The sequence below is a fragment of the Streptomyces sp. NPDC005551 genome, assembly GCF_042871785.1.
Taxonomy (GTDB): domain Bacteria; phylum Actinomycetota; class Actinomycetes; order Streptomycetales; family Streptomycetaceae; genus Streptomyces.
In genome coordinates, this window is the sequence record NZ_JBIAJE010000007.1 from 22915 (window position 1) to 46678 (window position 23764).

16 protein-coding genes are annotated in these 23764 nt (G+C 72.1%); 12 read left to right on the forward strand and 4 right to left on the reverse strand.

Annotated elements, in window-relative coordinates:
- The first annotated feature begins 648 nt into the window (after nt 1-648).
- From ACFYP4_RS20820 to ACFYP4_RS20835, 4 genes are read left to right on the forward strand one after another with little or no spacing between them, the layout of a single operon-like run.
- The gene (locus ACFYP4_RS20820; RefSeq protein ID WP_388786946.1) at nt 649-1938 is read left to right on the forward strand and encodes a polyprenyl synthetase family protein; all 1290 of its coding nucleotides are present in this window, start codon (nt 649-651) and stop codon (nt 1936-1938) included.
- Nucleotides 1935-3476 carry a phytoene desaturase family protein gene (crtI, locus tag ACFYP4_RS20825; protein ID WP_358855056.1) on the forward strand — a complete coding sequence of 514 codons (1542 nt, stop codon included), beginning with the start codon at nt 1935-1937 and terminating at the stop codon, nt 3474-3476. Before ACFYP4_RS20820 ends, crtI begins: the two co-directional genes overlap by 4 nt.
- Entirely contained in the window at nt 3473-4495 is a 1023-nt protein-coding gene (locus ACFYP4_RS20830; protein ID WP_358855057.1) for a phytoene/squalene synthase family protein, read from the forward strand. The genes crtI and ACFYP4_RS20830 overlap by 4 nt, the downstream gene beginning before the upstream one ends.
- Nucleotides 4492-5523: a DUF5914 domain-containing protein gene (locus ACFYP4_RS20835; RefSeq protein WP_358855058.1), complete on the forward strand. Its 1032-nt coding sequence runs from the start codon at nt 4492-4494 to the stop codon at nt 5521-5523. The genes ACFYP4_RS20830 and ACFYP4_RS20835 overlap by 4 nt, the downstream gene beginning before the upstream one ends.
- Before the next feature lie 253 nt (nt 5524-5776).
- Here ACFYP4_RS20835 and ACFYP4_RS20840 read toward each other — a convergent pair whose 3' ends face one another.
- The gene (locus tag ACFYP4_RS20840; protein ID WP_388786951.1) at nt 5777-7138 is read right to left on the reverse strand and encodes an NAD(P)/FAD-dependent oxidoreductase; all 1362 of its coding nucleotides are present in this window, start codon (nt 7136-7138) and stop codon (nt 5777-5779) included.
- Nucleotides 7139-7971: 833 nt separating this feature from the next.
- Between ACFYP4_RS20840 and ACFYP4_RS20845 the strand changes: the two genes are divergently transcribed.
- The 3 genes from ACFYP4_RS20845 to ACFYP4_RS20855 all read left to right on the forward strand — a co-directional run bounded on the left by ACFYP4_RS20845 (nt 7972) and on the right by ACFYP4_RS20855 (nt 12781).
- Entirely contained in the window at nt 7972-9714 is a 1743-nt protein-coding gene (locus ACFYP4_RS20845) for an endo-1,4-beta-xylanase (RefSeq protein ID WP_358855916.1), read from the forward strand.
- A 393-nt stretch (nt 9715-10107) separates the two neighbouring features.
- The gene (locus tag ACFYP4_RS20850) at nt 10108-11130 is read left to right on the forward strand and encodes a LacI family DNA-binding transcriptional regulator (RefSeq protein ID WP_358855915.1); all 1023 of its coding nucleotides are present in this window, start codon (nt 10108-10110) and stop codon (nt 11128-11130) included.
- A gap of 556 nt (nt 11131-11686) precedes the next feature.
- A complete protein-coding gene (locus ACFYP4_RS20855) occupies nt 11687-12781 on the forward strand; it encodes a lytic polysaccharide monooxygenase (protein WP_388786955.1) in 1095 nt (364 codons plus the stop codon).
- A gap of 390 nt (nt 12782-13171) precedes the next feature.
- Here the strand turns inward: ACFYP4_RS20855 and ACFYP4_RS20860 are convergent, their stop codons facing one another.
- On the reverse strand, nt 13172-14173 hold the full coding sequence (locus ACFYP4_RS20860) for a TIGR01777 family oxidoreductase (protein ID WP_388786958.1): 1002 nt from the start codon (nt 14171-14173) through the stop codon (nt 13172-13174).
- Nucleotides 14174-15256: 1083 nt separating this feature from the next.
- Here ACFYP4_RS20860 and ACFYP4_RS20865 point away from each other — a divergent pair.
- The 3 genes from ACFYP4_RS20865 (at nt 15257) to ACFYP4_RS20875 (ending at nt 18028) form a co-directional block, all read left to right on the forward strand.
- Nucleotides 15257-15652: a peptidoglycan-binding protein gene (locus tag ACFYP4_RS20865; protein ID WP_388786961.1), complete on the forward strand. Its 396-nt coding sequence runs from the start codon at nt 15257-15259 to the stop codon at nt 15650-15652.
- Between the two features lie 542 nt (nt 15653-16194).
- Entirely contained in the window at nt 16195-17175 is a 981-nt protein-coding gene (locus ACFYP4_RS20870; RefSeq protein ID WP_388786964.1) for a polysaccharide lyase family 1 protein, read from the forward strand.
- Nucleotides 17176-17203: 28 nt separating this feature from the next.
- Entirely contained in the window at nt 17204-18028 is an 825-nt protein-coding gene (locus ACFYP4_RS20875) for a pectate lyase (protein ID WP_358855911.1), read from the forward strand.
- A gap of 149 nt (nt 18029-18177) precedes the next feature.
- Here the strand turns inward: ACFYP4_RS20875 and ACFYP4_RS20880 are convergent, their stop codons facing one another.
- Complete coding sequence (locus tag ACFYP4_RS20880) at nt 18178-19509, reverse strand: jacalin-like lectin (protein ID WP_358853178.1); 1332 nt, start codon at nt 19507-19509, stop codon at nt 18178-18180.
- A 274-nt stretch (nt 19510-19783) separates the two neighbouring features.
- On the reverse strand, nt 19784-20425 hold the full coding sequence (locus tag ACFYP4_RS20885) for a nucleoside/nucleotide kinase family protein (RefSeq protein ID WP_388786968.1): 642 nt from the start codon (nt 20423-20425) through the stop codon (nt 19784-19786).
- A 224-nt stretch (nt 20426-20649) separates the two neighbouring features.
- Here ACFYP4_RS20885 and ACFYP4_RS20890 point away from each other — a divergent pair, with 224 nt between their 5' ends.
- Both ACFYP4_RS20890 and ACFYP4_RS20895 read left to right on the forward strand, forming a co-directional pair.
- Nucleotides 20650-21387 carry a beta-phosphoglucomutase family hydrolase gene (locus tag ACFYP4_RS20890; RefSeq protein WP_358853176.1) on the forward strand — a complete coding sequence of 246 codons (738 nt, stop codon included), beginning with the start codon at nt 20650-20652 and terminating at the stop codon, nt 21385-21387.
- The gene (locus tag ACFYP4_RS20895) at nt 21384-23750 is read left to right on the forward strand and encodes a glycosyl hydrolase family 65 protein (RefSeq protein WP_358853175.1); all 2367 of its coding nucleotides are present in this window, start codon (nt 21384-21386) and stop codon (nt 23748-23750) included. Before ACFYP4_RS20890 ends, ACFYP4_RS20895 begins: the two co-directional genes overlap by 4 nt.
- Nucleotides 23751-23764 lie beyond the last annotated feature (14 nt).

Below are 23764 nucleotides of genomic sequence, written 5' to 3' on the forward strand. Positions count from 1 at the left end.
ACGGCGGGCACGGAGATGCGCCCGACGAAGCATTCCGCGTGCACCCCTCCCGCGGATGCGCGCCGCACCGAACCCGCGGGCGGGGTAGGCCGGTCGGCGCAGCGCCGCCCCGCGAGGGTGAGCGCACCGGAGCGCGCCGGCACAGGTACGGCGACTGCCGTGACCGTCCCGGCCGGGCGTGGTGACGTCGCGTCGGCCGGGCGTCGTGACCCTGCCCCGTCCCGACGGGGTACGACGTACCGTCGGGCGGGCGCTGTGACACCCTCCGGGCCGGGCGTGGTGACGTCCTGTCGGCCGAGTGCCGACCGTTCACCCGGTTGGGCGCCGCGCCCCGCCGCCCTGGTGGGTCACGACGTACCGTCGGCCGGGCGTCGTGACCCCGCCGCGCCGGCGGCGTACCACGCACCGCCAGGTGGGCCTGGCCGCTCACCCGAACAGCGTCCGATTCGGGTGCTGCTCGTGTGTCGCCGCGCTCCCTGTCGGAGCCCGCAGTAGCTTCACCGCTCGCGGCCGCACCGTCCGGATCGGCTTCGGCACCCCCCAACCACCCCGGCGGACGGGAAAAAAGGACGCCTTCGCATCCGCCACCCCCGCCCCGGCCGAATCAGCTCCGGCAAACCCGCGTCCGCAACGACGAGAGGAACCGGGATGCGTCGTACGAGGGCCGGGGAGCACCCCGCGATCGGCCCGGCACCCCTGACCCCGCACAACACCCTGGAGGCGAGCGCCTCTTCGGGCCCGCACGGCGGCTCACACCCGCACCCGGAGGCGGTGGACGCGGACGTGCCCGCCGCCGTCGGACGCGTGCTGGACACGGTCCTGCGCGAACGCGTCACCCAGGCGTCCGCGCTGGACGCCGACTTCGGAGCCGACGTGGCCGAGCGGGTCGCCCGGTTCACCCGCCAGGGCGGCAAGCGGATGCGTCCGCAGTTCCTGTGGTGGGCGCTGCGCGGCTGCGGCGGCGGACGGAATGCCGTCCGGGGCGAACACGCTCTGCGGATCGGCGCGGCGCTCGAACTCATCCAGACCTGTGCGCTCGTCCACGACGACGTCATGGACGCGTCCGTACTGCGCCGGGGCGGGCCGGCCCTGCACGTCGACCTCCGCGCGCAGTACGCCCGGCTGGGCGGCCGGCGGGCCCGGTCGCTGGGCGAGGCCGGGGCGATCCTCGCCGGCGACCTGGCCCTCGCCTGGGCGGACGACGTCGTCGCGGACCTGGGCGCCGACCCGGGGACGCCGCCCGCCGTCCAGCACATCTGGCGGGCCATGCGTACCGAGATGGTGGCGGGCCAGTACCTGGACGTGCTCGACCAGGCGAGCGTCTCCGGCTCTCCGGCGCGGGCCATCCGCGCCGCCTGCCTCAAGAGCGCCCGCTACTCGGTGGAGCGGCCACTGGCTCTGGGCGCCGCGCTGGCCGGAGCGGACCCCGGCACGACCGACGCCCTGTGCGCTGCGGGGCGCTGCGCCGGAGTCGCCTTCCAGCTCCGGGACGACCTGCTGGGCGTGTTCGGCGACCCGCGCGGCACGGGCAAGCCGTCCGGCGACGACATCCGCGAGGGCAAGCGCACCTATCTGGTCGCGGTGGCGCGGGCGCGCGCCGCCCAGACCCGGGACACGGCGGGCATCGAGGTTCTCGACCGGTGCGTCGGCGCCGGTGACCTGACCCCGGCCCAACTCGCCGAGGTGCGGCACGTCCTGGAGGCCACCGGCGCGCGGACCGCCGTCGAGCGGAGGATCGAGCGGCTCGCGGCCCGCAGCGCCCAGCACCTCGCCACGGCCACGCTCCTGCCCTTTGCCAGGGCCCGCCTGCATGCCCTCCTGTGCGCGGCGGCCGGGGTGACACCGGCCCCGGACCCGGCGGCGGAACCGCAGGGCACCGCCGAGCAGGACCCGACCGCATGTCTCACCGGCGCCGGAGCCGCGGGAGGAACACGATGACGAGGACGATCCCCGGCCGCACCGACCACGTGGTGGTGGTCGGCGCGGGCCTGGCCGGGCTTTCGGCGGCACTCCACCTGCTGGGAGCGGGCCGCCGGGTGACCGTCGTCGAGCGCGGCACCCTGCCGGGCGGACGGGCCGGCCGCATCGACCGCGCCGGGTACCGGATGGACACCGGCCCCACCGTGCTCACCATGCCGGACATCGCCGACGAGGCGTTCGCCGCCGTCGGCGACAGCCTCCGCGACCGGGTCGACCTGATCCCCCTCCACCCCGCCTACCGGGCGCGCTTCGCCGACGGCTGCGAACTCGACGTCCACACCGGGGCGGACGCCATGGAGGCCGAGATCGAACGCTTCGCCGGGGCCGGCGAGGCCGCCGGCTACCGACGGCTGCGCCACTGGCTGGAGCGGCTCTACGCCGTGCAGCTGCGCCGCTTCATCGACGCGAACTTCGACTCGCCGCTGCAGCTGCTCACACCGGACCTCGGCCGACTCGCCGCACTCGGCGGGTTCGGCAGACTGGACGCCCGTATCGGACACTTCCTCGGCGACGAACGCCTGCGCCGCGTCTTCTCCTTCCAGGCCCTGTACGCCGGAGTGCCCCCGGAGCGGGCCCTCGCCGCGTACGCCGTCATCGCGTACATGGACACCGTCGCCGGGGTGTACTTCCCGCGCGGCGGCATGCACGCCCTGCCGCAGGCCATGGCCGACGCCGCCGCGGACGCGGGTGCCGAACTGCGCTACGAGCACGACGTGACGGCCCTCGAACGCTCCGGCGCGCGTGTCACCGCGGTCCTCACCTCCCGGGGCCGCATCCCGTGCGACGCCGTCGTGCTCACCCCCGACCTGCCCGTCACCTACGGCCTGCTGGGCCGCCACCCCCGCCGGCCGCTGCGCCTGCGGCACGCGCCCTCCGCCGTCGTCCTGCACGCGGGCACCGACCGGACCTGGCCGGGCCTCGGGCACCACACACTGTCCTTCGGCCGGGCCTGGAAGGGCACGTTCGACGAACTGACCAGGACCGGAAGTCTGATGACCGACCCGTCCCTGCTGATCACCCGTCCCACCGCCACCGATCCGTCACTCGCCCCCGAGGGCCGCCACCTGCACTACATCCTGGCGCCCTGCCCCAACACCGACATCGGACCCGGCGTCGCCGCCTGGGGCGACCTCGCGCCCCGCTACCGCGACAGCCTCCTGGACGTGCTGGAGCACCGCGGACTCACCGGGATCGCCGCGTCGATCGAGGAGCAGTGCCTGGTCACCCCGGCCGACTGGCACGGCCAGGGGCACGCCGCCGGTACGCCCTTCTCGGCGGCGCACACGTTCGCGCAGACCGGCCCCTTCCGCCCGCGGAACCTCGTCGCCGGCACCGAGAACGCGGTGCTCGCGGGCTGCGGGACCACCCCGGGCGTCGGCGTACCGACCGTCCTCATCTCCGGCAAGCTCGCCGCGGCCCGCATCACGGGCCCCCGCGCCCGCCGGGGCCCCCGCCCACCCGTCCGCCGTACGACCGTCGAAGGCGTCCGCCCATGACCGACCGCGAACTCGATGCCGCCGGCATCCACGAACCGGACCTGCGCGCCGCCTACGCCAACTGCCGCACGCTCAACGCGCGGCACGGACGGACCTACTTCCTCGCCACCCGGCTCCTGCCCGTGGCGCGGCGGCCGGCCGTGCACGCGCTGTACGGATTCGCCCGCTGGGCCGACGACATCGTCGACGCCCTGGACGAGCGCCGCACCGTCCACGACCGCACCGCGGCGCTCGCCCGGCTGGAGACCCGCCTGAGCCGCGGCCTGCGCCGGGACGGCCCGGTGGACGAGCCGGTGGTCGCGGCCCTCGCCGACACCGCCGCCCGCTACCGCATCGACCACCGCCACTTCACCGACTTCATGGCCTCGATGCGCAGCGACCTGCACGTCACGGACTACGCGACCTACGCGGACCTGTACGGCTACATGCACGGTTCGGCCGCCGTCATCGGGCTCCAGATGCTGCCGGTGCTCGGCACGGTGGCACCGCGCGAGGAGGCCGCCCCGCACGCGGCGGCGCTCGGCGTGGCCTTCCAGCTCACCAACTTCCTCCGCGACGTGGGGGAGGACCTCGACCGGGGGCGCGTGTACCTGCCCGCGGACCTGCTGGGCGCCCACGGCGTCGACCGGGACCTGCTGCGCTGGAGCCGGGACACGGGCCGCCGCGACCCCCGGATCACGGCCGCCCTGCGCGCCGCCGAGGACCTGACCCGCGGTGTCTACCGCGCGGCCGCCCCCGGCCTGGCCATGCTCGACCCGGTGTCACGGCCCTGCATCCGCACCGCGTTCGTCCTCTACGGAGCCATTCTCGACACCGTCGCCGACGAGGGGTACGCCGTGCTGCACCGCCGCGCGGTGGTGCCCAGGCGCCGGCGGACCGCGGTCGCGCTGGACGGTCTGGTGCGCGTGGTGGGCGCGCGGACCAGAGCCCGCGGCGCGGACCGCACGGCACCGGGGTCCGTCCGCCCCGCCGCCCGCGAAGGCCGCGCGTGGCCCTCCCGGCGCAAGGAGGCGGCGTGAACAGCCCCCGCCGAGCCGCCCCGCGCCGGCTGCCGCTGCGGCTGCGCCGCCGTCCCGTCGCCTGGGAGAAGCAGCGGCCCACCTGGCGCGAGGCGCGGCCGGGCGTCATCGCCGACGCCCTGAAGCGGGCCCTCGCCCGCCCGTCGGGCAACTGGTACGTCGTCGGCGCCACCCGGGACCTCGCTCCGACCCGCCCGCTGGCCCGCTCCGTCGCCGGGCAGGAGGTCGTCGTATGGCGGGACGCGGGCGGGCGGCTCGTGGCCGGGCCGGGAGTGTGCCCGCACCTGGGCGCACCGCTCGCCCGCAGCCCCGTCCGCTGCGGCACTCTCGTCTGCCACTGGCACGGCCTCGCCCTGGACGGCGGTCCCGCGGCCGGCTGGGAGCCCCTGCCCGCGCACGACGACGGGGTGCTGGTGTGGGTGCGCCTCGACGGCGTCGGCAAGGAGGAGCCGCTGCCCGCACCGGTGGTACCGGTGCGACCGCCGCTGTCGGGTGCGCTGGAGGCCGTGTACGGCGCGGTCGGCGGGTGCGAGCCGGAGGACGTGGTGGCCAACCGCCTCGACCCATGGCACGGGGCCTGGTTCCACCCGTACTCCTTCGTGGACCTGACCGTCGTCCGCGGCCCCGCCGACCCCGGGTCCGGCGACGGCGACGGCGACCGTGCCGACGGGTTCGCCGTGGACGTCTCCTTCAAGCTCGCCGGCCGGCTCGTCGTGCCGGTACGGGCGGTGTTCACGGCACCGGAACCCCGCACGGTGGTCATGCACATCACCGACGGGGAGGGACAGGGCTCGGTGGTCGAGACGCACGCGACCCCGCTGGCCCCGGACGCACTCGGCCGCCCGCGCACCGCGGTGACCGAAGCCGTCGTGGCCGCGTCGGACCGCCGCGGCTTCGCCGTCGCCCGCGGCGCGGCGCCCCTGCTCCGCCCGCTGATGCGCGCCGCCGCGGGCCGCCTGTGGCGCGACGACCTGGCCTACGCGGAAAGACGCTGGCAGTTGCGCCACACGGGACGCTTCCCGGGGTGAGGCAGGGCCGGCACCGTATGTCGGACCGTCGACGCGGCCTGCGCAGTCTCCCACCCGAATCCGTCCGGGTCGGTGAACGGTCCGCCGCCCCGCGACTTCGCGCCCGGCCGACGTGCGCTGCTCCGATCCTGACCGGTTCGGGTGACGGCCGGGTCGTCGTACACCCGCCGGCCGCGCACCCTGTGGCCACCCGTGTCGAACAGCGCGCCCCCCGGGAGAGGGCACTTCCCAGCGGCGGGAAGTGCCCCGCCCGTCACTGGCCCCCGACGCGTTCCCGGAGCTGCTCGGGCGTCAGATAGGCGTTCGTGTACTCGAAGTCCCGCAGGGTCGCCGGCGTACGGGTCAGGAACCCCGTACGGACGAAGTCGTCGCCCGCCACCGAGTTCAGCGCCCAGTTCGTCGCCACCCTGACCTTCGCCACGTTGGTGCGCAGCGCCGACCAGTGGTAGCCGCGGGCGGCGATCAGGGCGGGCAGTCCGCGCAGCTCGACACCGAGCGGCTTGGACACGGCGTCCATGCCGCCGAGGTCGACGACGAGCCCCAGGTCCTTGTGCACGTACGGCGTCATCCGCTGCCCACGCAGCGACGCGATGACGTTGTCGGCGACGTGCCTGCCCTGCCGCAGCGCGTGCTGCGCGGTCGGCGGGCAGATGGCGCCCGCGGTGTCCTTGGCCTCGTCCGGCACGGCGGCGGAGTCACCGAGCGCGAAGACGCCGTCGTGCCCGGGCAGGCACATTTCCGAGGTGACCGCCAGCCGGCCCTTGACCGTCTCGGCCCCCAGGGTGGCGATCAGCGGGCTCGCCGCGACACCCGCGGTCCAGATCAGGGTGTGCGTGGGGATCACCCGGCCGTCGGTGAAGGTGACCTCGTCGGGGCCGGCCTTCGCGATGGACACCCCCAGGGAGACGTCGATGCCCCGCTTGCGGAGGATGTGCAGGGCGCTGCGCCCCAGCTTGTCGCCCAGCTCGGGCATGAGCTTCGGGGCGATGTCGATCAGGTGCCACTTGATCAGCTTCGGGTCCAGCCTCGGGTAGCGCTTGACGGCGTTGTGCGTCAGGCGCTGCAGGCACGCGGCGGTCTCCGTGCCGGCGTAGCCCCCGCCGACCACCACGAACTGCAGCCGCGCCGCCCGCTCCGCCTCGTCCTCGCTGGCGTCGGCGATGTCGAGCTGCGAGATGACGTGGTCACGGATGTACACGGCCTCGGCGAGCGTCTTCATCCCCCGGGCATGCTCGGTGAGGCCCGGGATGTCGAAGGTGCGGGTGATGCTGCCCGGTGCCAGCACGATGTGGTCGTACCGCTCGTTGACGATCTCGCCCGAGATCTTGCGGACGACGCACACCTTGGCCTTCAGGTCCACGCCGATGGCCCCGCCGGGGATGACGCGCGTGCGGTACTTGCGGCTCCGGCGCAGCGACACCGCGACCGACTGGGGGGTCAGCACGCCGGAGGCGACCTGCGGCAGCAGTGGCAGATACAGCTGGTAGGAGAACGGTGTCACCAGCGCGAGTTCCGCCTCGTTCGGTGTGAGCTTGCGTTCCAGCCGCCGGACGCACTCCACTCCCGCGAAGCCCGCTCCCACTACCAAGATCCTCGGTCGTGACACGATGTTCATCCCTTCACCGGCTGCCGACTGTCTGGCTTCCTCGGGTTCCTCTGCCCCCGGTCCGCCGCCTCGCACATGATTGATCCCACCGCGCCACGAGCCGGCGCGCCACCGGGCGCCGCTGCCCGCCGCGGTGGTGTCGGACACGTCACGGAGCCGGGCGCTTCGAGGATCACTCCGCCGAGTCCCGGGGCCGCGCCCGCGAGAGGGACAGCCGGCAGCTTTTCCGGACTCGGACGCCTCAGGAGTCCGCTTTCGCATGTCACAGGAAATCTGTCGTGGCGGGAGTAGACATTCGGCTTCGCCTGAGGCTAATGTCTTCCTCGTAGCCAAGAGGTCGTTGAGGCGGCAGAGACGAACTGCCGTCTGTGCAGTACCCGCAGTGCCAAGGCACGGCAGCGGAGTGACAGGGCCGGAGAAAGCCGGGGTCCTGTCGCTGGCTGCCGGGCCTGGCGGCTCACAGGAGCCGCCAGTCGTACGCAGGAACCGAACATGCAGGTCGATCGAGCAGGACAAGCACGAAGGAGGTCGACACCATCAGGATCGCCCGGGTGAGCGCGTAGTCATCCCGGGTACCGCAGGCCCCGGAACGGAAGGTGGTCACACGGTTAAGCATCAGCGATCCCCGCACTCGCCCACGTCCCCCCGGCGACCGTGCGGAAACAGAAGGCCGGCGCTGACATAGGCCGGCAGATGGTGTTGTAGAACCAGGGGCTCCGGTGCCGTACGGCACCGGAGCCCCTCGACTTGCGCCCCACAAGGCCGCCGTACCTCATGCGTGATGAACTGTGGGCCGGCTTCGAGACGTTGATCTCGTCTCGAACGAGAAAGTGGGAGGGACCGTGGTCCTTGGTGGGGGGACGTGGCAGCGACTGACCGCCGTGGTGCTCGTCATGGCGGTGGCGGCCGGGTGTACGGGGCAGGGCGAAGGCGCGGGCGGCGGAAACGACGAAGACCTGCTGCGGAACCACGACTGGACGCAGATGCCGGGCACCACCGCGCGGAACGGCATCCTGCGGGTCAGCGCGTTGGATCGGCACATCGTGGAGCAGGACTCCTCCGGCGGGCAGCCCAACCCCCCGCTGAACCTGGCCGGCCCGCACCTCAGGTCCGGTGGCGACTTCACCGTCACCGCGCGCATGTCCGGTGTGGGTGACGATGACGGCGACTCATGGCTGCGGCTGTACGGACGGGTACCGGTCATCTACGACGAGTGGCGGCAGGAGCGGCCCTCACTCCGCGTCGGCGTGACCGCCGACGGTCGAGTGAAGGTACAGATATGGGACGGCGAAGGCGATGAGCCGGCCACCACCAAGGATTTCGACTGCGGCTGCTCCGGCACGGTGACGCTCGCCGTGTCGAGCATCGGTGACACCTTCCGCGTGAAAGCCGACGGGCGGCGGCTGGGAACCGTGCAGGACCCGGGGGTGTTCGCCGAGGGCACTGTCTGGTTCGGTCTGGAGGCGGACGCGGGCGAAGACGAGCGCCGCGAGGGTTGGCGTCTGACGCAGCTGATCGCGCGGGCGGAGAGCGGTGACTCGCTCCGCGTGATCAAGGCACCGCGGCTGCGTCAGGAGCAGTCCGAGGACTCGCTGCGTGCGCGGGCCGCAGACGTGGGGCGGCCGTTCGACGTCGGCGCCGCCCTGGCCGAGAACCCGCTGCTCACCGACTCACGCTACCGGGCGCTCGCGGGGAGCCAGTTCTCCGTGCTCACTCCGGAGAACGCGTTCAAGCCACAGTTCCTCCACCCACGCCGGGGCGTCTACGACTTCCGCGACGCGGACCTACTCGTACGCTTCGCCCGCGCGAACGACATGAAGGTGCACGCGCACACCCTCGTCTGGCACGAGGCTCTGCCCAACTGGATGCGGGAGAACGACGACCCCGAGGAGGTGCGCCGGACCATGCTCCGGCACATCGCCATGGTCGCCGGGCACTTCAAGGGAAAAGTCGCGGAATGGGATGTGGTCAACGAGCCCATGTCCGACGACGAGAAGAGCTACACCAACGGGGATCTCGGTCTGCGCTCCGAGCAGAGCCCGTGGTTCGAGGCCATGGGCGAGGAGTACATCGACGAGGCGTTCAGGGCCGCCCACCGGGCCGATCCGAAGGCACGGCTGTTCCTCAACGAGTACGGGGTCGAGGAGGAAGGCGAGCGGTGGGACGCCCTTTACGATCTGGTCAAGCGGCTCAAGGAACGCGGCGTACCGATCGACGGCGTGGGGTTCCAGAACCATGAGTACGCACCCGGCGACCGCATCGACCCGGAGACCTTCCGCAGCCATGTGCGGGATCTGGCGGAGCTCGGGGTTCAGGCGCGGGTGTCGGAGATGGACGTCCCCATAGATGAGGACGAGGAGGACGGGCGGCAGACCCAGGCTGATGAGATGGCGGGCAAGCTGCGGGTCTGCCTGGAGGAGCCGAACTGCACATCGTTCTCCACATGGGGATTCACCGACCGGTACGGTTCCACCGCCGACACCAGGATCTATCCTCCGCGCACGGCCGATTCCCTGCCGTGGGACGCGGCCCTGCGGCCGAAGCTGGCGTACGAGCGTCTGCTCGAGACCTTTGACGAGGCATGAGGAATCAACGTGCGATCTCCATCCAGGCTTGGTGTCGGTGGTGGTGAGAGTCAAAGAGCCTCTTGTTCTGCCAGGGGCGTTTGACAAGGCGGCGAAGTTGAGTGGGTAACGGTCGCTGGAGAGGGTGGCGCGTGGGGATTCAATGCAGGAGGCATGCCGGCCCACCAGCGCCGCATCTGCATGATTGCCTCGACTTGCACCGCGGCGAGCAGAACATCGCATCCGGACGGTGGTCGAAGCCGGCGTAGGACCCCGGGCTACTGAGAGCCGCGGCTCAGGAACACGCACTGACAGCGGATCAGCCGGACGGCCACGTCGATGACCGGTCCCGGCCCCCGCGCACCGGGCGGGTCGTAGTATCGGGTGATCTCGGGTGGGAGATGGGGGTGGGGTATGGGCAGGCAGCGTCCCGGTGTCCCGACGCTGGAGGAGGTGGCCGCCCGCGCCGGTGTGGGGCGCGGCACCGTCTCCCGCGTCATCAACAACGCGGTGGGCGTGCGCGCTTCGACCCGGGACGCGGTGCGCCGCGCCATCGACGAACTGGGCTACGTGCCCAACCTGGCCGCCCGCTCGCTGGCCGGCCGTCGCGCCGACGCCGTGGCGCTGGTGATGACGGAGAAGGACTGGCGGCTGTTCGGCGAGCCCTTCTTCAGCGAGATCGTCCGCTCGGTCGGCGACGCCCTGACCGACAGCGGGGTGCAACTGCTCCTGACGCTGATCCGTTCCGAGACCGAACGGCAGCGCTTCGTGGAGTACGCGCGCGGCGGCCGGGTGGACGGGGTCCTGATGATGTCCGTCCGCGCCCAGGACCCGCTGCCGGACATGCTCGCGCAGGCCGGTCTGCCCACCGTCCTGCTGGGGCGGCGCACGGGCGACGAGTGCGTGACGTACGTCGACGCGGACAACGTCGGCGGTGCTCGCGACGCGGTCTCGCATCTGCTGGACAGCGGACGCAGGACCATCGCCACCATCACCGGTCCCCTCGACATGTACGTCGCCCAGTGCCGGCTGCGCGGCTACCGGGAGGCGCTGCGGCGCGCGGGAGCCGAGGACGTGCCGTCCCTCGTCGTGGAGGGCGACTTCACCGAGGAGAGCGGACGCCGGGCGATGACCGGCCTCATCGAGCGGCACCCCGGGATCGACGGCGTGTTCGCCGCCTCGGACACCACCGCCGCCGGTGCGCTGACCGCCCTGCGCGCGGCGGGCCGCCGGGTTCCCGACGACGTCGGAGTGGTCGGCTTCGACGACTTCCTGCTGGCCCAGCACACGGACCCCAAGCTGACCACGGTCCGTCAGCCGGTGGAAGAGATCGGCCGGGCCATGGTGGGGCTGCTCGAGGAGGAGATGAAGGAGCCGGCCGTGGCCTGGCGGCATGTCATCCTCCGGACGGAACTCGTACTGCGCGACTCCGCCTGAGCGCACGGCACCGGAGGACCCCGGCACCGGCGGGACGCCGTCGCCGGCATCCGGTGCCGTGCTCCGGAGCGGCGGAACCGGCGACTTCGGGGGCGCGAGGCGCTGTCCGGGAGCGCTCCCGGAAAGAACGGCCCCCGAGCCCGTCCGAGGAAACACCCCTCGGACCAGCGGCTTCGAAATTGTGTCCAGGCCGTCCCGTCCACCCTCTTGTCAGGGACATGGGTGACTTCTACAGTCCCTCTCGAATCACGGATGGGAGCGCTCCCATCGATTTCAGGACTAACGGTTCCGCCGGCACCACCGCGTGACGTCCGGTGTCGGATCCGCCGCGCACCGCTCGCCGGCCCGGAAGGCGGTGCGTGCCCGACTCCCCGCCCGTCCGGCCGGCACCCTCGCCGGACGGGCGGGGCTTCCAACGCCCCGGCTCCTGGGCGGTAGCCGTTTCCCTACCCGCGTGTGCGGCCCCGACGGCACCCGTCGTCAGGGGGACGCACCACCCCGCACACCCGACCGAGTACGACCGAGTACGTCGGAGTACGACCGAAAGGAGAAAAGCATGGCTCGACGCAGCACCATTCTGTCGATGGCAGCCGCCTTCGCCACCCTGCTCGCGGCGCTCGGCATGACCCTGCTGGGGCAGGGCTCCGCCCAGGCGCACGGGGTGGCGATGCTTCCCGGCTCGCGCACCTACCTCTGCTACCTGGACGCCCGTACGGGCAACGGGGCACTGGACCCGACGAATCCCGCCTGCCGGGACGCCGTGAACAAGAGCGGTACCACACCGCTGTACAACTGGTTCGCCGTGCTCGACTCCCAGGCGGGCGGCCGGGGCGCCGGTTATGTGCCGGACGGCACCCTGTGCAGTGCCGGCGACCGGTCGCCGTACGACTTCTCCGGCTACAACGCGGCCCGCGCCGACTGGCCCAGGACGCATCTGACGTCGGGGAAGACCATGCAGGTGCAGTACAGCAACTGGGCGGCGCACCCGGGCTCGTTCCGGGTCTACCTGTCCAAGGCCGGCTGGTCGCCCACGTCGCAGCTGGGCTGGGGCGACCTGGACCTGATCCAGACCGTCACCAATCCGCCCCAGCAGGGGTCACCGGGTGCCGACGGCGGCCACTACTCCTGGGACCTGGCTCTGCCCTCCGGCCGTTCGGGCAACGCCCTGATCTTCATCCAGTGGGTGCGGTCCGACAGTCAGGAGAACTTCTTCTCCTGCTCCGACATCGTCTTCGACGGCGGCAACGGAGAGGTGACCGGCATCAGGAACCCGGGCGGCACGCCGACGCCGACACCCACACCGACGCCCACTCCGACCCCGACCCCGACTCCCTCGGATCCGCACACCGGATCGTGCATGGCCCAGTACACCGTCGTGAACTCCTGGAGCGGCGGCTTCCAGGCGTCCGTCGAGGTGATGAACCACGGCACGGAGCCGCGCAACGGCTGGGCCGTGGCGTGGAAGCCGGGCACGGGGACCAAGATCAGCAGCCTGTGGAACGGATCGCTGTCCACCGGCACGGACGGCACGGTCACGGTCAAGAACGTCGACCACAACCGCGTCATCGCCGCCGACGGCAGTGTCACCTTCGGCTTCACCGCCACCTCCACGGGCAACAACCTGCCCGCGGGCTCGATCGGCTGCGTATAGGGCCTGGCTGACGTGACGTCCTGACGTGACGTGACGTGACGTGCCGGCCGCAGTCGCTCACGGAGGGCTGCGACCGGTACGTCGCGTCACTCTGCCGTATGACGATCCGTCATGGTCGTCCTGCCGGCGGACGTCCGTCCGGCTCGCGCGAGTCGGCCTCGGACAGGCCTCACCGCTCCCAGCCGAGGCCTCGGACAGGCCTCGGCTGGGAGCGGCGACGCGGGTCCACCACAGGTCGCGGACGATGGCGATCCCGGCCACGCGGTGGATGAATTCGAGGTTGGCCCGCGACAGTAGAGGGATGAGGGGTCGTCGGGGTCGGAGCCGTACGGGTACTGCGAGAAGCCGGCCGTGTCGCGCCTCACCGCACCGCGGCCGGAGGGCAGGCACTCACCCCACGGAGCGCGGCCGGTCACCCGCCCCGTGAGGCGGTGCCGCCCGCCGGTGACGGCGTTCCTCGCGCCACCGGCGCACCAGGTCGCGCCCGGCGTCCGGCCACTGCCCGTGGTCGAAGGAGAAGCCCGCCGCCGACAGGCGGCCGGGGACGACGCGGCGGCTCTTCAGGAGGAGTTCGGTGTCCGAGCGCAGCGCGAAGGCGCCGAGCCCGGCCATCCACGTCGTCGCCGGCAGGCCGACCGGGACGCCCCAGGCCGCGCGCAGCTCCCGCATGAACGCGCCCTGCGGAAGGGGAACGGGGGCGGCGAGGTTCACCGGTCCCGCGATGTCGTCCCGGTCGATCAGGAACTCGACGGCACGCACGAAGTCCCGCTCGTGGATCCAGGACACGTACTGCCTTCCCCCCGCGACCGGGCCGCCGAGTCCGAGCCGTGCCAGTCGCGACAGGATGTCGAAGACCCCGCCCCGGTCGGGGCTCATGACCATCGCGGAGCGCAGGGCGACCTTGCGGGTGTGCGGTGTCGCGGCCTCTTCCTGCGCCCGCTCCCAGGCGCGGGCTATCTCGACGCTGTAGGCCCAGTACCCCGGTACGCCGGGTTCGGCGCCGCCGAGCACGCCGGTCGCCTCGTCGTTCGGTGCGTCGTGGCGATGTGCGTAGATGGTGGCGGTGCTCATCTGCAGCCACACCCGGGGCGGCCGCGCGGCGGCGTGGATCGCCTCGCCCACGACCCGGGTGGAGTTCACCCGCGAGTCCATCATGGCCCGCAGGTTGTCCGCGGTGTAGCGGCAACTGACGCTGCGTCCGGCCAGGTTGATGACGACGTCGCTGCCGTCGACCGCCTCGGCCCAGGGGCCCGGTGTCTCGCCGTCCCAGTGGATCTCGCGTTCGCGCACGGGCCACCTGGTCAGGATCAGGACGTCATGACCCGCCGCCGTCAGCGCCCGGTCGAGGATGGTGCCCACCTGTCCGGTTCCCCCGGGTATCACTATCTTCATCGGGCTCCCTCTCTCTTGTCGGACACCGTAGCGCATTGAGTTGAACGCGTTCAAAAATGTCTCGCACGCGGTGGTGCGAGTCAACGGCCGGCCGGCGGTCGGCATGGATCAACTGGCCGGGATGAGGGGGAGCGTCGGCTGAACCTGCGGCTCGGTGTCCACGTATCTCTGCACAGGGATGCCGACGACCCCCGCCCGCGGAAGGAGAGCAGCGTGCCGACACGGCCCGAACCCGGCCCGCGGCCGGAGCGCCCGGAGATCGAGCCCACGCACGTCGAGCGCGGGCGCGCGCCCGATTCGCTGGCCGATCTCCTGAGGCAGGTGCGGGAGAGGGAGGCCGGCGGGGCGGCGGCCATCCGCGGCCCACGGGACACCTCGGACCAGGAGCGCACGTCGGGCCAGCCGTATGTGCCTGGCCCCGGCGAGGCTTCAGGCCAGTCGTGTGTGGCCGGCTCGGGCGAGGTTTCCGGGCAGTTGTACGTGTCTGACTCGGGCGAGGTTTCCGGGGAGCCGTACGCGCGTGACCCGGACGTGGCTTCCGGGTCCCCGTACGGGGCCGACGGTGGCGGGGCTTCCGGGCCGCCCCGTCCGTCCGCGCCGGACCCCGGGTCCACGCCGGGGGCCGTGCGCGAGCCCGGCCACGAGTTCTCCTTCGTCGACCCGCCCGGGGCGCCGCCGTTCGCGGAGGAGGACACGCAGGAACTGCCGCCCGTACCCGAAGGGCCTGAGCTCGCCTCCGGAGGAAGCGCGGCCACGGCAGGCGCGGCTACCGGAGGCACGGCCACGGGAGGAGCGCCTTCGGGAATCCCCTCTGTCGAGGGCGCGTCCACCGGGATCGCGACCGCGGATGACGAGGCGTCGGCAGCACCAGCGCAGGGGAAGCCGACGGCAGGAACCGGGCCGACGCCAGGGAGGCGGAACGGCGGCATCGGCGGAAGGCCGGCAGCGGTTGGCCGAGGGGCGGAGGCATGCACGGCTGGAACGCCCGGCGGGCGGGCGGCCGGGCGGCGCGCCGCCGCGAGGGCCGCGGGGCGCCGGCGCGTACGAGGGCTCGGCGAGAGGCCGGTCCTGCGCCGTGCCGCCATGGGCGTGGCGCTGGTCGCGGCGGCCGTGCTCGGCTTCGCCGTCGCCGTGCTGCTGCCCGGTGACGACGAAGCGCGCGCCGCCCGCCCCACCGCGCCCGCCGCTCCGTCCGCGACGTCCGCCGCCGGCGCGCAGCGCGACGACGCCGATCCGGACGGCGCCGGCACCCTCCGCGAGGGGGACAGCGGTCCGGAGGTGGCCGAACTGCAGGAACGGCTGCTGCGCATCCCGGACGTGTACGAGGACGGCCCCACCGACGGCAGCTACGACGCCGCCCTGAGGGCCGCCGTCGCCCGCTTCCAGCAGTGGTACGGCATACGGGGTGACGAGACGGGTGTGTACGGCGACGACACGCGCCACGAACTGGAGGCGCGGACCACACCGACCGCGAAGTGAACGACGCCGCCAGGCCCCGCACCGCGAAGCCCTCCCCCCGCGCCCCAGGAGGGTCGCGGTCGGTACGGAGGTCGTGTGGCCGGCGGCCTCGCAAGGGCACGCGGTTGGCGCAGAGGTCATGTGGCTCGGCGGCCTTCCCAGGGCACGCGGTCGGTACGGAGGTCGTGTGGCTCGGCGCCCCCCCCGAGGGCCCGCGGTGTGTGCGGGGACCCCGGCGCCGCGCCCCCGCACGGGCGCGCGGCACGCACCGCCGCCATTGGTCGGCAAGGCGGAACGGCAGCTTCAGAGTTGGCCGGATGCATTCTGCGCGACTCGTTGACTAGAAAGCGCTTTCCCCATACCTTCCCGTTCAGCAGCGTGACCCGCAGGCGTCACCGCACGTACGGCATGTCGGTGCGCGAAGGCCGTGCGACCTGGGGAAGTGCACCTCCCGGAAAGCTTCACGACTCCTGCGGAAAGCGCTCGCATGCGCACCCAGTCCAACACGGCGTACGTCGTTCATGCACATGACCCCCGGATCACACCCGAAGGGACACACCCGCATGCGTACTCACCCCCTGCGCACCCGCTCCCGCAGACCGGCCCTCGCGACGGGCGCCGCAGCAGCCCTGGCCCTCACCGCCGCGCTCGTCCTCCCGCAGACCGCGAGCGCCGCGGAGACTTCGCCGATCGGTTTCGGAGCCGGCACCACGGGCGGCGGCAGCGCCACCCCGGTGACCGTCACGACGCTCTCCGCCTTCAAGTCCGCCGTCGCCGGCGACGCGGCCAAGGTGGTGAAGGTCAGCGGCCTCATCCCGCTGTCCGGGCAGGTGGACGTCGGCTCCAACACCACGGTCCTGGGCGTCGGTTCGTCGTCCGGCTTCACCGGCGGCGGCCTGCGCGTCAAGGAGGAGACCAACGTCGTCGTACGCAACCTGAACATCAGCAAGCCGCTCGCGCCCTCCGACGGCGTCACCGTCCAGAAGTCGACGAGGGTGTGGATCGACCACAACTCGTTCTCGGCGGACCGTGATCACGACAAGGACTACTACGACGGCCTGCTCGACATCACCCACGCCTCCGACAACGTCACGGTCTCCTGGAACACCTTCAAGAACCACTACAAGGGCTCGCTCGTCGGCCACAGCGACAGCAACGCCTCTGAGGACACCGGGCACTTGAAGGTGACGTACCACCACAACCACTTCAGCAACGTCTACTCGCGGATCCCCAGTCTGCGCTTCGGCACCGGGCACTTCTACGACAACTACGTCGAGGGCGCCGACACCGCGGTGCACTCCCGTATGGGCGCGCAGATGCTCGTGGAGAACAACGTCTTCCGCTCGACGAAGATCGCGGTCACCACCAGCCGCAGCAGCGACGTCGACGGCTACGCCAACCTCCGCGGCAACGATCTCGGCGGAGCCGCCACCGAGATCTCCCGCACGGGCTCCTTCACCAGCCCGCCCTACGGCTACACCCCCGAACCCGCCTCGTCCGTCGTCGCCTCGGTGACGGCCGGCGCGGGAGCCGGAAAGCTCTGACACCCCCACGCACAGAAGGAATCGGGACATGACCTCATCAGCAAACCCGCAATCGCGTCGCCGCCCCCACCGGCGTCGCGCCCTGACCAGCACCCTCGCCGCCCTCGGCCTCACCGCCGGCACCTTCCTGGTGAGCGGTCTGGCGGGCACCGCCGACGCGGCGGCGGCCTGGCCGACGCCGACGAGCAGCGTGGCGGTCACGGCGACGAAGTCGATCTCGGGCACGTACGACGGCGGCCTCAAGCGGTTCTACGGCAGCGGTGACCTCGGCGACGGCGGTCAGGACGAGGGCCAGGACCCGCTGTTCAACCTCGCGGACGGCGCGGTCCTCAAGAACGTCGTCATCGGCGCCCCGGCGGCCGATGGAATCCACTGCGCCGGCACCTGCACGCTGCAGAACGTGTGGTGGGAGGATGTCGGTGAGGACGCGGCCACCTTCAAGGGCAAGTCGTCCTCGGCGACCTACCTGGTGAGCGGCGGCGGCGCCAAGTCGGCCTCTGACAAGGTGTTCCAGTTCAACGGGGCCGGCAAGCTGACGGTGACAGGCTTCCAGGTCTCGAACTTCGGCAAGCTGGTCCGCTCGTGCGGCAACTGCTCGACGCAGTACAAGCGCACGATCGTCGTGAACGACGTCGACGTGACGGCGCCCGGCAAGTCCGTCGTCGGCATCAACACCAACTACGGTGACACGGCGACACTGACGAAGATCCGCATCCACGGCGACAGCAGCAAGAAGATCAAGCCGTGCATCCGGTACACGGGCAACAACACCGGAGCGGAGCCCACCGAGACCGGCAGCGGTCCGGACGGCACGTACTGCAAGTACACGGCGTCCGACATCACGTACAGCTGATCCGGCGATCACGTACCGCTGATCCGGACCCCCGGCTCCAGGCGGCCGGCGGACCTGCCCTCCCGCAGGTCCGCCGGCCGCCTGGCGCGTCCCGGACCGGCGTGAACGGCGTCCGGATTTGACCCTGCCGATGCGGAAGTCGCCCGGGGTCAGTGGCTGGTGTAGACGAAGCCGACCTTGTCGACCCCGTCACCGCTGCGGCCGTGGAGTCCGGCGATGTGATGTCCGTCGGGGGCGGTGCGGGTCACGCAGTCGGGCGTCGTCGTCCCGCCCGCGAGAACGCGGCCGAGGTTGGTCGTGAACTTCGCGTAGAAGATGCGGGTGCGGCCGTCCTTGCTTCCCCGGCACAGTTGGGCCGAGGTCAGGTACTCGTCGGCGCCGAGCGTCAGGGAGGAGGCCGTTCCGCCGGTGCCTCCGTGGGCGAGTACCGTGCCGTCGTCCAGCGTCAGCCCCATCCGGTCGACGCGTGTGCCGCTGCGCAGGGAGACGGTGGTGACCCGCGCCCCGGGCGGTACGCGGTCGATGTCCGTGAAGTGGTCGCCGTGCGGTCCGCCGAACTGGTCGCTGAGCCGGTAGGCCGCGTTGCGGGACCAGGAGAAACCGGCGGAGACGGGGTCGTGGTCGGAGAGCCTGAGTCCGTCGCCGGTCAGGAAGCGGGCGCGTTCGTTGTGGTGGGACGTGGCGTCGAGCGAGACGAGCCGACTGCCCCGGTAGAGAATCTTGTCGACCACCTCGCAGGTGTCGGTGGCCGCCTTCTCGTCGCAGACCAGGGCGTCACTGCCCTTGGCGGGCGGGGTGCCGCCGCGTACGAGCCGCACCCAGGTGTCGGTGAGCCCGTTGGCCGACGCGAACTCGGCGATCGTGTCGCCCGAGCGTGTGTAACGGGTGTTGGTGTCGCCCATGACGACGACGGCGTTGCCTGCGGAGTGGCTCCTGATGAACGCCGTCAGCTGGCTGAGGTTGTCCGCGCGGGAGGCCAGATCGCCCGCGCTGGTACCGGCGTTGGTGTGCACGTTGTAGAGGTCCACGTAGACGCCCTCGGCCAGGCGCTCGCGCATGAAGGTGAAGCCCTTGGGGGTGAGGCAGTCACCCGAGTCGAGCTGACAGGAGTTCCAGCGCACCCGCTCGAACTCGTCGGTGTCGTCCGGGAGTCCGGCCAGCGTGTTCAGCCCGCTGCCGATGCCGGCGCCCCCGCTGGTCGCGGTGCGGTACGGGTGGGAGTCGGCGGCGTACAGGCGGGCGTGGTGGTTGAAGTCCTCCTGCACATGGACGATGTCGTACGGGCCGAGGCGTCCGCCGATCGTCGTGGTGGCCGCCCCGCGGGGGGTCGGCGCGCTGGAGATGCCGTCGGGCAGTCCCGCGATGTTGTAGGTGAGCACGTCGAAGGTGCCCGAGTCGGCGGCCGCGGCGGGCGGGGCGACGGCGGTGAGCCCGCCGAGGACGGCGGCTGCCGCCGCCAGGCAGGAGAGAAGTCTGCGCACGAAGGTGTCTCCTCGAGTGGGGGAGCGGGCGCCGCCGGAGCCGTGGCGCCGGACGGACGGTGCGGGAGGACCGGTGACGCGTGCCCGACGGGCCGAACGTGGTTCGGATCGAGCGCTGAGAACCTAGAAGCCGATCGTGTACGCGTCAATAACGCGGATGGCTCGGCATGAGAACCGAGCCCGTCCGCACGGCTCTCCGCCCCGACCGTGCGTCCCGACCGTGCGTCCCGACCGTGCGTCCCGTGCCGTGCCGCCCGTCGCCGGGGGCCCGGGATCAACCACCCGCCGTGAGGTCCGCCGGTACCACCAGATCCGCGCGGTCGCGGGTGGTCGCGACGAGGTCGGCGTTGCGCTGGTCCGTGCCGCGGACCCAGGCGACCGCCGCCTCGTGGTCCTTGCCGAAGCGTTCGTGGCGGGCGACCAGCCGGCGTACGCGCTCCGCCTCGTCGAGTTCGCAGAACCAGACCTCGTCGAGCCGCGGCCGGACGCGGGCCCAGTCGCCGTCCGGCACGAGCAGGTAGTTGCCCTCCGTGACGATCAGACGGGCCACGCGGGGGACCGGGATCGCGCCCGCCAGGGGCTGCTCCAGGGTGCGTTCGAAGCCCGGCGCGTACACGACGTCGTCCTCGTCGTCGCGCAGCCGGCGCAGCAGTGCCGCGTAGCCGGCCGCGTCGAACGTGTCGGGAGCGCCCTTGCGGTCCCGGCGGCCGAGCCGGTCCAGTTCGGCGTCCGCGAGGTGGAAACCGTCCATGGGGACGTGCGCCGCGCACGGCGCCCCCCTCCCGTTGAGCGCCTCGACCAGGTGCTCGGCGAGCGTCGTCTTGCCCGCACCCGGACCGCCCGCGATGCCGAGCAGGGCGCGGTGGCCGGGACGCACGAGCGCTGCCGCCCGCTTCACGAGGTCGTCGAAGGTCATGGACGTGATTCCCCTTCAAGGTCGGCCGGGCGGTGCGAGGACTGGTGGGGATGACGGCCCCCATCTCGGGCAGACGCTCTGTCGAGCTCGTGGAAGGAGTATGAACCGACGATGCCCGCAGCCGAACAGCACCTCCGTACCCGGCGTCGCGCGGCTGACGCAAGCGATAGCCATGTGGTGCCCGACACCCGCTGGAAGGGCACCGACCGGGGAAGGTTGTCACCATGACGCAGTTCGGTCTTCCGAAGAACATCCAGGCCTGCCTCTTCGATCTCGACGGGGTCATCACCAAGACGGCCGTCGTGCACGCCGCCGCGTGGAAGCGGACGTTCGACGACTTCCTGCGCCGGCGCGACGGCGACGGCTTCCGCCCCTTCTCGGACGACGACTACGGCCAGTACGTGGACGGGCTGCCCCGTGCCGACGGCGTCCGCGCCTTCCTCGCCTCACGCGGCGTCGAACTGCCCGAGGGCGGCACCGACGACGCGCCGGACAAGGAGACGGTGCACGGTCTCGGCAACCGCAAGAACGAGCTGCTGCTCGACCTGATCCGCACCGACGGTGTCGAGGCGTACGACAGCACACTGCGCTACGTCCAGGCGCTCCGCGCCGAGGGGCTGCTCACCGCCGTCGTCTCCTCCAGCGCCAACTGCCAGGACGTCCTGCGGTCGATCGGCGCGGAGTCCCTCTTCGACGTCCGCATCGACGGTGTCGTCGCCGCCGAGCGGAAACTGCCCGGCAAGCCGCGTCCGGACACCTTCCTGGCCGCCGCTCGCGACCTCGGCGTCGACGCGTCGGCCGCCGCCGTCTTCGAGGACGCGCTGGCCGGCATGGACGCGGGACGCTCGGGCCACTTCGGTTTCGTCGTCGGTGTGGACCGGGTCGGCCAGGCGGACGCGCTGCGGGAGCACGGCGCCGACATCGTCGTACAGGATCTGGCCGAACTGAGGGAGCAGCGTTGATCACCCACACGTCGTACGCCGTCGCGCCGTGGACGGTGCGCGAACACATCCTGCACCTCGACGTACTGCCGCAGAGTGAATCGGTGTTCGCGCTCTCCAACGGCCACGTCGGCTGGCGCGGAAACCTCGACGAGGGCGAACCGCACGGCCTGCCCGGTTCCTACCTCAACGGCGTCTACGAGAGCCACCCGCTGCCCTACGCCGAGGCGGGCTACGGCTACCCGGAGTCCGGGCAGACCGTCATCAACGTCACCAACGGCAAGATCATCCGGCTGCTCGTCGACGACGAGCCGTTCGACCTGCGGTACGGGAAGCTGCGCTCGCACGAGCGGACCCTGGACCTGCGCACCGGCCTGCTCACCCGGACCTGCGAGTGGACGTCGCCTGCCGGATCGACGGTCCGCGTCCGTTCCACCCGGCTGGTCTCCTTCACCCAGCGGTCGATCGCCGCGGTCGCCTACGAGGTCGAGGCCGTCGACAGCGAGAGCCGCATCGTCGTCCAGTCGGAGCTCGTCGCGAACGAGCAACTGCCGGGCCACAGCGGCGATCCGCGGGCCGCAATCGCCCTGGACTCGCCGCTGGAGCCGGAGGAGCACTTCGCGAAGGACTGCCGGCTGCGGCTCGTGCACCGCACGCGGCGCAGCGGCCTGCGCGTCGGTGCCGCCGCCGACCACACGGTGCAGGGACCCGAACCGACGACCACGGACAGCGAGGCGAACGACGACGTCGCCCGCCTGACCGTCACCTCCGTCCTGGCCCCCGGACAGACGCTCAGGGTCGAGAAGTTCGTCTCGTACGGCTGGTCCAGCGCGCGGTCGCTGCCCGCCGTGAGCGACCAGGTGGACGCGGCGCTGGCCGCCGCCACCCGTTCGGGCTGGCAGGGGCTGGTCGACGAACAGCGCGGCTACCTGGACGACTTCTGGGCGCGGGCCGACGTGGAGGTCGACGGGGACGAGGAGATCCAGCAGGCCGTCCGCTTCGCCCTCTTCCATGTCCTGCAGGCCGGCGCCCGTGCCGAGCAGCGGGCGATTCCCGCGAAGGGGCTCACCGGCTCCGGTTACGACGGGCACGCCTTCTGGGACACCGAGACCTTCGTGCTGCCCCTGCTCATGTACACCTCGCCGCGTGCCGTGGCGGAGGCGCTGCGCTGGCGCCAGAACACCCTGCCCGCCGCCCGTGAGCGCGCCGCGCAGCTGGGCCTCAAGGGGGCGGCCTTCCCCTGGCGGACCATCGCGGGGTCGGAAGGGTCGGCGTACTGGCCGGCCGGCACCGCCGCGTTCCACGTGAACGCCGACATCGCCGACGCCGTGGTGCGCTACGTCGCCGTCACCGGTGACAAGCACTTCGAACGCGACACCGGAGTCGAACTGCTGGTGGAGACCGCCCGGTTGTGGAGGTCCCTGGGACACCACGACCACCAGGGGAAGTTCCACATCGACGGGGTGACCGGGCCCGACGAGTACAGCGCGGTCGCGGACGACAACACGTACACGAACCTGATGGCCCGGACGAACCTGCTGGCCGCGGCCGAGGTCGTCGAGCGCCATCCCCGGCAGGCCTCGGCTCTCGGCGTCGACGACGAGGAGAGCGCCGCCTGGCGGGACGCCGCCGAGGCCATGCACATCCCGTACAACCACGAACTCGGCGTCCACGAGCAGAACGCCGGGTTCACGCGCTATCAGCGCTGGGACTTCGCGGCCACCGGCCCCGAGCAGTACCCGCTGATGCTGAACTTCCCGTACTTCGACATCTACCGCAAGCAGGTCGTCAAGCAGGCCGACCTGGTGCTGGCGATGTACAAGTGCAGCCCCTTCTTCGACGACGAGCACAAAGCACGCAACTTCGCCTACTACGAACCCCTCACCGTCCGCGACTCCTCGCTGTCGGCCTGCTGCCAGGCCGTCATCGCCGTCGAGGCAGGTCATCCGCACCTCGCCTACGACTATCTGATGGAAGCGGCGCTGATGGACCTGGAAGACCTGGAGCACAACACCCGCGACGGCCTGCACATCGCCTCCCTCGCCGGTGCCTGGATGGCGCTCGTCGCCGGCTTCGGCGGGCTGCGCCACCACGGGGACGCGATCCAGTTCGCGCCGCGGCTGCCCGAGCGGATCAGCCGCCTCGCCTTCCATCTGGAGATGCTGGGCCGCCGCCTGCGCGTGGAGGTCAGGCCGAACAGCGCCACCTACACCGTGCTCAGCGGCGAGCCGCTGACGATCCACCACTACGGCGAGCCGCTGACGGTCGACGCGGACAAGCCCCAGCAACGGGACATACCAAAGACCCCGCAGCGTCCGGCACCGGAACAGCCGCCGCACCGGCGCCCGAACAGCGGACTGCTGGGACGCGTCGGCGGGGGGTGAGCGGGCCGGCCGTA